General features: G+C 61.9%; 10 protein-coding genes. 7 read left to right on the top strand and 3 right to left on the bottom strand.

What is annotated here, in order from left to right:
* Positions 1-52: 52 nt before the first annotated feature.
* Positions 53-967, bottom strand: coding sequence for a muramoyltetrapeptide carboxypeptidase (gene ldcA / locus ABLU95_RS01025; protein ID WP_044523947.1), 915 nt, complete (start codon positions 965-967; stop codon positions 53-55).
* Between the two features lie 175 nt (positions 968-1,142).
* Here ldcA and emtA point away from each other — a divergent pair, with 175 nt between their 5' ends.
* Entirely contained in the window at positions 1,143-1,754 is a 612-nt protein-coding gene (gene emtA, locus ABLU95_RS01020) for a membrane-bound lytic murein transglycosylase EmtA (protein ID WP_048335997.1), read from the top strand.
* A 41-nt stretch (positions 1,755-1,795) separates the two neighbouring features.
* On the opposite strand, the gene ABLU95_RS01015 is transcribed toward emtA, so the two are convergent.
* Positions 1,796-3,916: a TonB-dependent siderophore receptor gene (locus ABLU95_RS01015; RefSeq protein ID WP_348874095.1), complete on the bottom strand. Its 2,121-nt coding sequence runs from the start codon at positions 3,914-3,916 to the stop codon at positions 1,796-1,798.
* 255 nt (positions 3,917-4,171) lie between these two features.
* Positions 4,172-5,905 carry an alpha,alpha-trehalase gene (locus tag ABLU95_RS01010; protein WP_023290200.1) on the bottom strand — a complete coding sequence of 578 codons (1,734 nt, stop codon included), beginning with the start codon at positions 5,903-5,905 and terminating at the stop codon, positions 4,172-4,174.
* A gap of 486 nt (positions 5,906-6,391) precedes the next feature.
* Here ABLU95_RS01010 and ABLU95_RS01005 point away from each other — a divergent pair, with 486 nt between their 5' ends.
* The 6 genes from ABLU95_RS01005 to ABLU95_RS00980 all read left to right on the top strand — a co-directional run bounded on the left by ABLU95_RS01005 (position 6,392) and on the right by ABLU95_RS00980 (position 12,532).
* A complete protein-coding gene (locus ABLU95_RS01005; RefSeq protein ID WP_101978088.1) occupies positions 6,392-7,831 on the top strand; it encodes a circularly permuted type 2 ATP-grasp protein in 1,440 nt (479 codons plus the stop codon).
* Positions 7,825-8,754, top strand: coding sequence for an alpha-E domain-containing protein (locus tag ABLU95_RS01000; protein ID WP_002910835.1), 930 nt, complete (start codon positions 7,825-7,827; stop codon positions 8,752-8,754). The genes ABLU95_RS01005 and ABLU95_RS01000 overlap by 7 nt, the downstream gene beginning before the upstream one ends.
* The gene (locus ABLU95_RS00995) at positions 8,751-9,566 is read left to right on the top strand and encodes a transglutaminase family protein (protein ID WP_032453344.1); all 816 of its coding nucleotides are present in this window, start codon (positions 8,751-8,753) and stop codon (positions 9,564-9,566) included. Before ABLU95_RS01000 ends, ABLU95_RS00995 begins: the two co-directional genes overlap by 4 nt.
* A 16-nt stretch (positions 9,567-9,582) precedes the next feature.
* Positions 9,583-10,329 carry a proteasome-type protease gene (locus ABLU95_RS00990; RefSeq protein ID WP_032453343.1) on the top strand — a complete coding sequence of 249 codons (747 nt, stop codon included), beginning with the start codon at positions 9,583-9,585 and terminating at the stop codon, positions 10,327-10,329.
* 423 nt (positions 10,330-10,752) lie between these two features.
* Entirely contained in the window at positions 10,753-11,739 is a 987-nt protein-coding gene (locus ABLU95_RS00985) for a fatty acid desaturase (RefSeq protein ID WP_348878619.1), read from the top strand.
* Positions 11,732-12,532, top strand: a complete 801-nt coding sequence (locus ABLU95_RS00980) for a PhnD/SsuA/transferrin family substrate-binding protein (protein WP_348878618.1) — start codon at positions 11,732-11,734, stop codon at positions 12,530-12,532. The genes ABLU95_RS00985 and ABLU95_RS00980 overlap by 8 nt, the downstream gene beginning before the upstream one ends.
* The last annotated feature ends 39 nt before the right edge of the window (positions 12,533-12,571 follow it).

Raw genomic sequence — 12,571 nt, 5'->3', positions numbered from 1 at the left:
AGTGACACTATTTTAACAATTCGCAGGGGATCCGCCTATGCGTCTGACAAATTTATTCTGCCAGCACCGGGTGGCCGCTGATTGTTAGGGTGGTGGCCGCCGCCTGATTCACCAGCCGCGCGCGCGCCCCCAGCGGCAGGGTCACCGTGCGCTGCTCGTGACCAAACTCCAGTCCGCTAATCATCGGTACAGAGAGCTGCTGGCGCAGGTAATCAAAGACCTGCGGCAGGTCGTATCCCGCGTCATAGTCGTTCGGCGTGCCGCCGGTGAAGCTGCCGAAGATCACCGCCTTCTGCGCCGCCAGTACGCCGCTGTGCAACAGCTGAAGCAACATGCGTTCGACGCGGAACGGGTGCTCATTGATATCCTCCACCACCAGGATGCCGTCGCGGATCGCCGGCAGCCACGGGGTGCCGATAAGCGAGGTCAGCATCGCCAGATTCCCGCCCCACAGGGTGCCTTCCACCCGGCAGTTCGGCCCTTCGCCCGGCCATTCGAGGGTGAATTCCGGCTGGCGCAGCGCCTGCCAGAAATGGTGTTCGGTAAACGGATCGAGGGTCTCCGCGCCGAAGTTGCCCGCGAGCATCGGCCCGCTGAAGGTGACGACATTGCCCAGGGCCAGCAGGCCCGACTGGATGGCGGTGAAATCGCTGTGGCCGCAAATCAGCAGCGGGTCGCGCTGCTGGCGGGCAATCAGCCCCTGCCAGTCGATATGCGGCAGCAGACGACTGGCGCCGTAGCCGCCGCGCACCGCGAGGACGATCCGGTTGCGCCCGGGCAGCTGGGCAAGCTGGTTAATATCGGCCAGCCGTTCATGTTCAGTCCCGGCGAAACGCTGCAGCCGGCGGGGAATGACCTGCTGGTGGGCCACCTCGTGTCCGGCCTGCTGCAGACGCTCGACGCCGCGGGCCGCCGCTTGCTGGTTGATGCAATAACCGGATGGCGCGACCAGATAAAACTGAGACATGATAATTCCTTGCTATGAATGAAAGGGTTATGATGCCGCCTGGAATGGCGATTGTCATCTCCAGGTGGCTAACTTCAATCCGCACCCGTCATCCTTCTGGCTGTCGGCGGGCGGGGGTCGTACCGCTGCCGTCGTTCTGCAGCATGATGGCGTTTGGGTAGATAAGGATAGATGTGTGAAATTGAGATGGTTGCTTATTTTAGTCGTTTTTCTGGCCGGTTGTAGTTCGAAACATGATTACACCAATCCGCCGTGGAACCCCGAGGTCCCGGTGAAGCGGGCGATGCAGTGGATGCCGATCAGTGAAAAAGCCGGCGCCGCCTGGGGCGTGGATCCGCAGCTGATCACGGCGATCATCGCCATCGAGTCGGGCGGTAACCCTGCGGTAGTGAGTAAATCCGGCGCCGTCGGGCTGATGCAGCTTAAGCCGTCGACCTCCGGACGCGATGTCTATCGGCGGATGGGCTGGCGCGGCGAGCCGTCGGTCAGTGAGCTGAAAAACCCGGAACGGAATATCTCGATGGGGGCCGCCTATCTGAGCATTCTGGAAAACGGCCCGCTGGCGGGGATCAAAGACCCGCAGGTGATGCGCTATGCGGTGGTGGTCTCCTACGCCAACGGCGCGGGCGCGCTGTTGCGCACCTTCTCGTCAAACCGGCAGGACGCCATCGACGAGATTAACGATCTCGACGCCGATGAGTTCTTCGAGCATGTGGTGAAAAAACACCCGGCTCCGCAGGCGCCGCGCTATATCTGGAAGCTGCAGAAAGCGCTGGATGCCATGTAATCCCTCGTTTGGCCTCCGGGAGTCTCCCGGAGGCCACGTCCTCAGAAATCGTAGCCGACGGTAGCCATCACGCTGCGCTCTGCTCCCCAGTAGCAGTTGCCGGTGCCGTAGCAGCCGGAAACGTATTCACGATTGCCGATATTGTTGGCGTTAACCTGCACATAAGCGCCTTTCAGCCCCGGCGACCAGACGCCGAGGTCGGCCCGCATCATGGCATCTATCAACGTCACCGACGGCAGCCGCGCGGTGTTGGCATCATCCGCCCACTGTTTGCCGATGTAGCGGACGCCGGCGCCCACCGAGATCCCCGCCGGGAACTGATAGCGCGCCCAGAAGGAGGCCATCTGATCCGGGGTCAGCTGCGGCGTGTTGTTGTCGGTACCGTCCTTAGTGTCCTGGAAGCGCAGACGATTCCAGGTATACGAGGCGATAGTGCTCAGCTGCGGCGTGATCTGATGGTGCGCTTCCAGTTCGACGCCCTGGGAATGCACTTTCCCCGCAGGAATATAGGTGGCGGTGGCGATGTTCGGGTCGCGGGTGGCGACATCCTTTTGCGTCAGGTCGTAAATCGCGATGCTGTAGAGGTCGCTGCTGCCCGGCGGCTGGAACTTCAGGCCGGCTTCAAACTGTTCGGCGGTGGTCGGTTTCAATGGTTTGCCATCCGCGCCGGGCAGCATCGCCGGGGTAATCGCCTGACTGTAGCTCAGATAGGGTGAAAGCCCGTTGTCCAGAGCATACAACAGCGAGGCGCGGCCGCTGATATGATCGTCTGAACGGCGGTTCGAGGTGCCCTGGGTGTCGCTGACCTGCTGGGAAACGATGCGGTCATAGCGGGCGGAAACATCCATATGCCAGCGGTCCCAGACCATCTCATCCTGTAGATACAGCCCGGTCTGGTAATAGCGGCGATTATTGTCATCGCTGTAGGTCACGGTATGCCCGGTCTGGGCGGTATAGCCGGTAAACGGGTTAAGCGGCGCCGCGCCGCCGGCGCCGGTCCACAGATCGTTGCGGAAGCGATGATATTCGGCGCCGAGGATCAGGGTATGCGCCAGATCGCCAGTGTTGAAATCGGCGCGCAGGCGGTTATCGGTTGACCAGCCGTCCAGCGAACCGCGCGAGCCGCTGTAGCTGCGGGCCAGCCTATCGCTGTCATCTATCCAGCCGACCTGGTAGACCTGATCGAGGGAGACGTTGGTGTGGGTGTAGCTCCCGGCGGAATAGACCGACCAGACGTCGGTGAACTGGTGGTCAAACTCATAGCTGTAGATCTGCTGACGGCGCTGATAGCCATCTCCCGGATCGCCCTCGTTGGTGCTGGTGGAGAGCTTACGGCCATTGTGCGCGAAGCGGGTGCCGTCCAGCGGCAAAGAGCCATGATAGCCGCCGGAAGGATCTTTTTGCAGATAGGCGCGCAGCAGCAGCGAGGTGTCGCTGTCCGGCTGCCACAGCAGGGAAGGCGAAATGGCGTAGCGCTCTTCGCGGGTATGGTCATACTGCGTGTCGCTGCTGCGGGTCATACCGATCAGCCGCCATGCCCACTGCTCATTGATGGCGTCGGTGTAATCGAAGGCCGCGCCTTTGGTATTTTGCGTTCCGCCAGTCAGGCGGACGTGGCCCTGTTGACTGAACTGCGGGCGCTTGGAGGTCAGGTTGACCACGCCACCCGGCACGCTTTGCCCGTAGAGCGCGGAGGAGGGGCCGCGGATCACATCGACGCGTTCGATAAACCATGGGTCGATCTGCACAACGTTATGGCTGCCGCCGTCGCTCATCAGGCGCATGCCGTCGAGGAACAGGTTATCGACGTCGCCGCCGTGGTAGCCGCGCAGGGAGATGGCGTCAAACCGGGTGGCGCCGCCGCCGAAGCTGGAGTAGACCCCTGGGGTATATTCCAGCGCCTGGCTGATGGTATTCGCCCCCTGATCCGCCATCTGCTGGCGGGTGACAACCGACACCGACTGGGCGGTGGTGATTAACGGCTGGTCGGTTTTCGTCGCCCCGAGCGAGGTGCTGGCGCTATAGCCTTCAGTCGGCGCGCTGGCAGACGCCGGCGGGCTGGCCGTCACCACCACCGTTTCTTCGGCCTGCGCGGTGAAGGGAAGTGCGACCGCGAGGGCGTACAGCAGCCCCGGGCGTTTTCGAAAAATAGCCACGTTCATAAGATCATCCTGAACCAGCGCGGTCTGGTACTCCTGTACGCCGCCGCGGGAAAAACGAATCTGTCATTATTCGTTAAAAAGTAATGCGAATTATTATTGTTTGTATTTGTGCAATCAAGCGAAAAGGTGACCTGTTCAGCGCGAGGGGGTGGAGAGGTGTTTCCCGCGAGCCGCAGAATGGGCCTGCGCGGGAGGGTCGTGACCAGGGAGACCGCTTCACCCCTACCGATTTTGGTAGGGGGAAGCGGAACAGCGTCAGGAGCCGGTCTTTTGCGGTGCCGCAGGGGCGGGGTCGTTAGCGGCGGGTTTGTCCTGTAGTGAAGGCGTTGTCGCCGGACGGGTGGCGGGCAGCGCATCGCAGGGTTTCTCCTGCGGGCAGATCAGGTCCAGCATCTTAAGGGTGACGCCGTTGGTCCAGCCAAAACCGTCCTGCAGTGGATATTCCCCACCGCCGCCGCCGGTGCCGGTCGAACTCACATCATACTTCTCCACCAGTTTTTGTTTGCTGTCATAGGTATGCTGCACGTTGGTCAGGAAACGCCAGCTGACCTCCATGGCGATCTTCTGCTGGCCATAGTTTTGCAGCCCCTCGACGGCCACCCACTGCAGCGGCGCCCAGCCGTTGGGAGCGTCCCACTGCTGGCCGCTGTTGACGGTGGTGGTGGTCAGCCCGCCGGGTTTGAGCAGCCGCGACTCGGCGGCGGCCGCCACTTTCGTCGCCCGCTCGCGTGACGCGGCATTGACGTACAGCGGGAACAGCGCCGCGGCGGTCAGCTGATTGCGCACCTTGTGGCTTTTCAGATCGTAATCGGCGTACCACCCCTCTTTTTCATTCCACAGGTATTTCTCGATAGCCTGCTGGCGGGTGTTGGCCAGCGCATCGTACCGCGTAGCGCCGGCGCTGTCCCCCGCAGCTTTACTGGCGCGGGCGAGGGTTTTCTCCAGATGGAACATCAGGGCATTGAGATCGACCGGGACAATCGAGGTGGTGCGAATGGTGGCAAGCTGCTGCGGATTGTCCATCCAGCGGGAGCTGAAATCCCAGCCGGAAGCGGCGGCGGAGCGCAGGTCGCGATAGATCTCGGTGGCCGGACGATTCGGGTTGCTTTTGGCGGTTTTGACGTCGTCAAGCCAGGACTCGGGGCGCGGGGTGTCGTTATCGTCCCAGTAGCGGTTGAGCAGCGCGCCATCGGCCATCCGCACCGCCCGTTTGTCGGCGCTGCCGGGAGCCAGCGCGTCCGCCCCGGCCATCCAGTAGCGATACTCTTTCTCCAGCTGCGGCTGGTAGGTTTTCAGCACCTGGTCGCCATCGTGCGTCGCCAGCAGGCTTACCATAAAGGAGAAGAAGGGGGGCTGCGAACGGCTGAGGTAATAGGTGCGGTTACCGTTGGGGATATGGCCCCAGGTGTCAATTTCCGCGGCGAAGTTGGCGACCATATCTTCGACTTTATCCCAGTGACCGCTTTCGGCAAGACCCAGCATGGTGAAATAGCTGTCCCAGTAATAGACTTCGCGAAAGCGTCCTCCGGGGACCACGTAGGGCTTAGGCAGCGGCAGCAGCGAGTCCCACTTTTCCACCTCGACGGTGCTGCGGGTCAGGACCGGCCACAGGCCGTCGATATGCTGACGCAGGGTTTGCCCTTTGGGCGGCACATAGGTGTCGTTCTCTTTCGGCAGCGTGAAGTTCAGCTCGACGAAGTGGCGCAGGTCGAAGCTGGCCTGGTTTTTTTGCATCCGGTAATCGGCAAGGATCATCAGCGGATCGCTGTTAGGGATCGCGTCGGCGAAGGTTTTTTGATCGGCAAAGAGCTTCGCGCTCTGGACATCATTGAACAACGGGCCCAGCAGAATATCCGGCGAGGGTGGCGGCGCGGTTTTGCCGTCTTCCGCCTGGACATTCAGGCTCATCAGGGCGAGCAGGGCGCCGCCGATCGCCAGGCGCAGGGAACAGGGCAAAGCAGCGGGACGATGTGCATCAGTACTCGTCATGGGGAGTTCTCCTTATCATTATCGACTGCGGGCCACGACGTTTGGCCATCCAAAAACCTTAGACGAATATCTGCCGCTGCGCGTGTCAGGGGTAACATTTTGCGCGAAAACAGAGGATTTACCTGCCTGGTTTTCTGCTACAACCGCCGGGAACGCGATTAGTCTTACAGACAAGCCAGCGCGCCCGGGCCACTGGCCACGGCGCGCTGGAGGCGAATACCAGCGGATCGAGAAGGGTTGTGAGGCCCGGCCTGCGGCACACTGGCTGACGGCGCTGGCGTCCACCATGGCGCAAAAATCGTCGCCCTGCCTCACGACGGTGCAACCGCAGGCGGGCGCAGGCGGCCATTGTGGCGATTTTTTGCACAATCAGACGGCGGGTCAGAACCGATTTGCACAACGCCGCGGCGGCGGATGACCTGGCATAATTAATGCTTATCTCTTACCGGGATTACCACAAAGTGAGTACAACCGGAGGAGACGGCCATGATAAAAATAACGCTTCCTGACGGGCATTATTATGACGAGATGCTGACCGCCCAGGGTGAACAGCGGGCGCACTATAATGCCTGGTGGCAATGGTTTCGCAACACCGATCAATTCTCTATCCGGCAGAAAAAAGCGCAAGCGGAACTGCTCTTTCACCGTATCGGCATCACTTTTAACGTTTACGGCGAGGATGAAGGGACCGAGCGGCTGATCCCGTTTGACAGCGTGCCGCGGATCATCCCCGCCGGGGAGTGGCAGCGCATTGACCGCGGTATACGCCAGCGGGTGAAAGCGCTGAACGCTTTTCTCTATGACATCTATCATGAGCAGAATATCCTGCGTGCGGGGCTGATCCCGGCCGAACAGGTGCTGGCCAACGAGCAGTATCAGCCATGCATGCAGGGCATCAACCTGCCAAACAACACCTATGCCCATATCACCGGCGTCGATATGGTGCGCAATAACGACGGTCAGTACTACGTGCTGGAGGATAATCTGCGCACGCCGTCCGGTGTCTCCTACATGCTCGAAAACCGTAAGATGATGATGCGCCTCTATCCGGAGATGTTCGAGCAGCATCACATTGCGCCGGTGGAGCGCTACCCGAGCTACCTCCTGCAGACCCTGCGCGAAAGTTCGCTGGTGGATGATCCCTGCGTCGTGGTGATGACGCCGGGTCGCTTCAACAGCGCCTACTTCGAGCACAGCTTCCTGGCGCAGCAGATGGGGGTCGAGCTGGTGGAAAGCGCCGACCTGTTTATTAAAAACGGCGCGGTGTATATGCGCACCACCGAGGGGCCGCGGCGGGTGGATGTGATTTATCGCCGCATCGATGACGCCTGGCTCGACCCGCTGGCCTTCCGCGCCGATTCGATGCTCGGCGTACCGGGGCTGCTGTCCGTTTATCGCGCCGGCGGCGTGGTGCTGGCCAACGCCATCGGCACCGGGGTGGCGGACGACAAATCGATCTACCCGTACGTCCCGGAGATGATCCGCTTTTACCTCGGCGAACAGCCGATCCTCAGCAATATCCCCACCTGGCAGTGCCGGAAAGCGGAGGACCTGCGCTACGTGCTGAGCAATCTGGAGCTGATGGTGGTCAAGGAGGTCCATGGCGCCGGGGGCTACGGCATGCTGGTCGGCCCGCGTTCCACCCAAGAAGAGCGGGAGGCCTTCCGCCAGCGCCTGCTGGCCAATCCGGCCAACTATATCGCCCAGGACACCCTCGCGCTGTCGACCTGCCCGACCTTCGTTGATGAAGGGCTGTCGCCGCGGCATATCGATTTACGCCCCTACGTGCTGTCCGGGCAGGAGATGCGGCTGGTGCCTGGCGGCCTGACCCGCGTGGCGCTGACCGAAGGGTCGCTGGTGGTCAACTCGTCGCAGGGCGGCGGAACCAAGGATACCTGGGTGATGGAGGATGACGCATCATGCTAAGTCGTACGGCGAGTGAACTGTTCTGGATGGCCCGCTATCTTGAGCGGGCGGAGAGCTACGCCCGGGTGCTGGACGTGACCTGGAAATTATCAATGATCCCCCGCCACAGTCAGCAGTCGCGGGATCTGGCGCTGCCGCTAAATTTGTCGATGACCCACGAGCTGTTTCAGGCGCGCCACGCCCGCTTTACCATGAGCAATCTGCTCAACTTTTTTGCCCTCGATGGCAACAACCCCTGCAGTATTTACAGCTGCGTGGAGATGGCGTGGAACAACGCGCACGCGGTGCGCGGCAGTCTGTCGGCCGAAGTGTGGGAGAGCATCAATGCCACCCGCATCGAGCTGCGAACCCTCCGCCAGCAGGGGCTGGGCGAGCTGGGGAGCGACGGCTTTTTCGAGTGGGTGAAAGAGCGGGTGCATCTGTTTCGCGGGGCGGTGATTGGCACGCTGCTGCGCAACGACGCCCTGAGCTTTATCGGTATCGGCACGCTGATCGAGCGTGCGTTCGCCACCACCCAGCTGCTGCTGATTAAGGATCAACAGCTGACCAACGATCCGGACCCGGTGCGCGAATACTACCGGCTGGATACCCTGCTCAATGCGGTCAGCGCCCGCGAAGCATACAACAGCCTCTACCGCCAGCCGGTCAGTCGCGAAACGGTGATGGAGCTGCTGATCCTGCGTAACGATATTCCACGTTCGCTGCGCGCCAGCATTGCCGACCTGGTGGGCGAACTGGAGAAGATCGCCAACGATCGCTCCTATCAGCCGCTGCGCCTCGCCCATCAGCTCAACGTTGACCTGCGCTTCAGCACCCGTGACGACCTGGCGCAGGCGGACCTGCAGACCACGCTTAACGGACTGCTGGCGAGAATTAACGCCCTGTCCGACAGCATCAGACAAACCTATCTGGAGGCCTTATGAAACTGGTCATCGATCATCTCACCCGCTACGGCTACGATGAAGAAGTGAAGTTTTCCACCCAGTATCTGCGCCTGACGCCGCGCAGCACCGGACGGCAGACCATCACCGCCTGGACGCTGACCCTGCCGGACGGCGCGGCGGTGACCACCACCGACGGCTGGGGCAATGTGCTGCATGTGCTGACGCTGGATAACCCGCACAAAGAGATCACCATCCGCGCCAGCGGGATTGTCGATATCGCCGACGAGGGGGAAGAGACGCGTGATGAAGAGGCCGAGCTGCTGTCGCCGCTGGTTTTTCTGCGCTCTACGCCGCTGACCCGCGCCGATACGGCGATCCGCGAGTTTGCCCAGCGCCTCTATCGTCCCGATGCGGCGGAAGAGAGTTTGAATCAACTGATGGCGGATCTGCTGTTAAGAATGCCATACTCCCCCGGCGCGACCCAGGTGCAGGACTCCGCTGCCGACGCCTTCGCCCGGGCGAAGGGAGTGTGCCAGGATCATACCCATGTTTTTCTCGCCTGCTGCCGGGCGCTGGATATCCCGGCGCGCTACGTCAGCGGCTATGTCTACAGCGATAACGCCCAGCATGTGGCGATGCATGCCTGGGCGGAAGTGTGGCTCGACGGCCGCTGGCTGTCGTTTGATATCACCAATAATACCCGTCGTCTGAATCAGCATCTGCGGCTGGCGACCGGGCTGGATTATCTCGACGCCTGCCCGGTACGGGGCACCCGGTTGGGCGGCGGCGGGGAGATTATGTTAACCAACGCTGAAGTGCGCGAACACAGTCAGCAGGCGCAGCAGCAATAATACGGGAATAACCGCAATGACCTACTGTGTGGCCATGTGCCTGGCGGATGGACTGGTGTTTGCTTCCGACTCCCGCACCAACGCGGGCGTCGACCATATTGCCACTTTTAAAAAGCTGCACGTTTTCCATCAGGAAGGGGAACGGGTGCTGGTGCTGCAATCCGCCGGCAACCTGGCCACCACCCAGAGCGTGATAAGCCTGCTCAGCGCGCGGATCCGTACCCAGCAGGAGCCGAACCTGATGCAGGTAACTTCCCTCTACGACGCCGCCATGCTGATCGGGAAAACGCTGCTGGAGGTGATCCAGCGCGACAGCAGCAACCAGCAAAACTGCAGTAACACCAACTTCAACTGCAACCTGCTGCTTGGCGGCCAGATCGCCGGTGAAACCCATCGTCTGTTCCATATTTATCCGGAGGGTAACTTTATTGAAGCCACCCGCGACACGCCTTATTTCCAGATTGGCGAAAGCAAATACGGCAAGCCGATCATCGATCGGGTGCTGACCATCGATACGCCGCTGGAGCAGGCGATGTGCTGCGCGTTGATCTCCATTGACTCGACGCTGCGCAGTAATCTGTCCGTCGGTCTGCCGCTGGATACGCTGCTCTACCGCAGCGGCAGCCTGAGCAGCGCCGGGCAGCATCGCATCACCGACAGCGATCCCTACTTCAACCGCATCCGCAAGGCGTGGTCGGAAGGGCTGTTGCACACCTTCCGGACCCTGCCGACCTGGACCCCAGCGGAGCGGGAAGAGGAGTAGTCTCTGCGCCGCCCCGCCGGCCACGCCGGCGCGAAGGCGGATAAGGCGCCAGCCTCCAGCGGGCAAGAAAGGGGGGTACGTTGCCTGCTGTGGATTGCCGGGCGGCGCTGCGCTAACACCGGCCTCCAGTGACCGGGGATCGACGTTCATCCCGTAGGCCCGGCAAGCTTAGCGCCGCCGGGCGATGGGCCATCATAACCAAATGGTGGTCGCAGCGAACGTCTCCTCTTAACTCATGCCACGGCTGTCAGAATCCCACGCTATTTGCACGCCATCGACCCGTTGCGCCGTGGACGGCATTCTCTGAGTCATGCGGAACGTAAACGCGCTTTTTGGCAAAGCTAAGTAAATTAAATACTTTGTTATTTAACGTGTTATCTCACATCTTCGGAGGGAATGAGGCAACACGGCAAGGTATGGGAAGTGACGGAAAAGAAGACGGCTGTCTATGTGGATGACCAACAGCGCATCCTGATCCGCCAGCTGGCGCGCAGCTGGCTGTGGCGTAGCGAGCTGCCGACCTGGCTGCTGATTGTGACGGTTTACGGCGGCTGGTTTGCCTGCGTGACGAGCTGGCGGACGCTGGGACTGTTTCCGGCCACGCTGCTGCTAATCTGGTTTACCGCCTGGTATATGTCCTTACAGCATGAGCTGATCCACGGGCATCCCACCCGGCTGGCATGGTTCAACCAGCTGCTGGGGACGCTGCCGCTGGCGGTCTGGTATCCCTACGGCGTCTACCGCGACAGCCATCTGGCGCACCATCGCAACCATCTGCTGACGCACCCCGAGGACGACCCCGAGTCGTACTATGTGACGGCGGAAAGCTGGCAGCGCTTCTCTGCCTGGCAGCGCCGTCTTATCCACCTGCGCAACACCTTCTGGGGGCGTCTGCTGCTGGCGCCGCTGATGGATATCGTTCACACCCTGCGTAGCGCGCTGCGGGCTTTCCGCGCGGGCGACCGCCGCGCCATCGCCATGTGGAGCCTGCATCTGTTTCTATTGACGGGTCTGCTGGCCTGGATGGCGGCGCAGGTTTTTTCCCCGCTGTGGTTTGTGCTGGCGGTGAGCTACCCGGCGCTGGCCCTGACCAAAGTGCGCTCTTTTCTCGAACACCGGGCCGCGGATGACCCGCTGGCCCGCTCGGTGATCAACGAGGCCGGGCTTCCCTGGCGGGTGCTGTTCCTCAATCTCAACTACCATGCGGTACATCATGACCTGCCAGGGGTCCCCTGGTACGCTTTACGTCGGCTGTATCTGCATCGTCAGGCGGCTTATCTGCAGCGTAATCAGGGGTTCCTGGTACGTGGTTACGGTGAGTGGCGACGACATTTTAGCCGCCGGGCGGTGGCGGTGAACGCCCATCCAGGCTTTGGCGAACAGGCGCAGGCGGGAGGAGAACATGGCTGAACGTATGACCTTTCCCATGTATGCCATCCACCGACAACAGACCCAGGCCCTGTGGCTGGCGGTGCAGTCGCTGCTGGCTGAACGCGGCGTGAGGGTGACAGGGGACCCTCCGGCGGCCGATCCCGAGGATCTGCAGGCCCACTGGCGCCAGCCGGGGCTGTTGCTGAGCCAGACCTGTGGCTATCCGCTGGTGACCCAGCTGCCGGAGGTGCAGACGGTGGGCTGCTTCCACTACGCCGCGCCCGGTTGCGAGGGGCGCCGCTACCGCAGCCTGCTGGTGGTCCGCGAAGCGGATAGTCACCGGATGCTGGCGGACTTTTTTGGCCGCCGCGCGGTGTGCAATGCCGAGCACTCGCAGTCTGGCTACAACGTGCTGCGCAAAATGGTCGCGCCGCTCTCCCGGCAGGGGCGATTTTTTTCGGCGGTGGTGTTCAGCGGCAGCCATCGGCAGTCGCTGCGCGAGCTGCAACAGGAAAACGCCGATATCGCCGCCATCGACTGCGTGACCTACGCTTTGCTGCAGCGCCATCAGCCGCAGGCCCTGGCAGGCCTGGCGGCGATCGGCTGGAGCCCGGCCGCGCCAGGGCTGCCGCTGATCACCGCCGGCGCCACCCCGGCGGCGACGCTGAACAGCCTGCGCGAGGCGCTCCAGCAGCTGGTGAGCGATGCGCGCTATCGCCCCCTGTGCTACGCCTTGCTGATCTGCGGCTATAGCGATATGTCGCGGGAGGCCTATGCTCCACTGCTGGCGTGGCGGGATGAGGCCGCGGCGCTGGGGGTCAGTCAGCTGTAGGTAAAATGCCCCGGCCAGCGATCTGCGCCGGGGCGGGCC

It is taken from the genome of Klebsiella sp. GG_Kp146 (genome assembly GCF_040061975.1).
GTDB classification, from domain to species: Bacteria; Pseudomonadota; Gammaproteobacteria; order Enterobacterales; family Enterobacteriaceae; genus Klebsiella; species Klebsiella quasipneumoniae.
The sequence above is the reverse complement of the archived record's forward strand: the minus strand, read 5'-3'. Positions and strand labels throughout refer to the sequence as shown.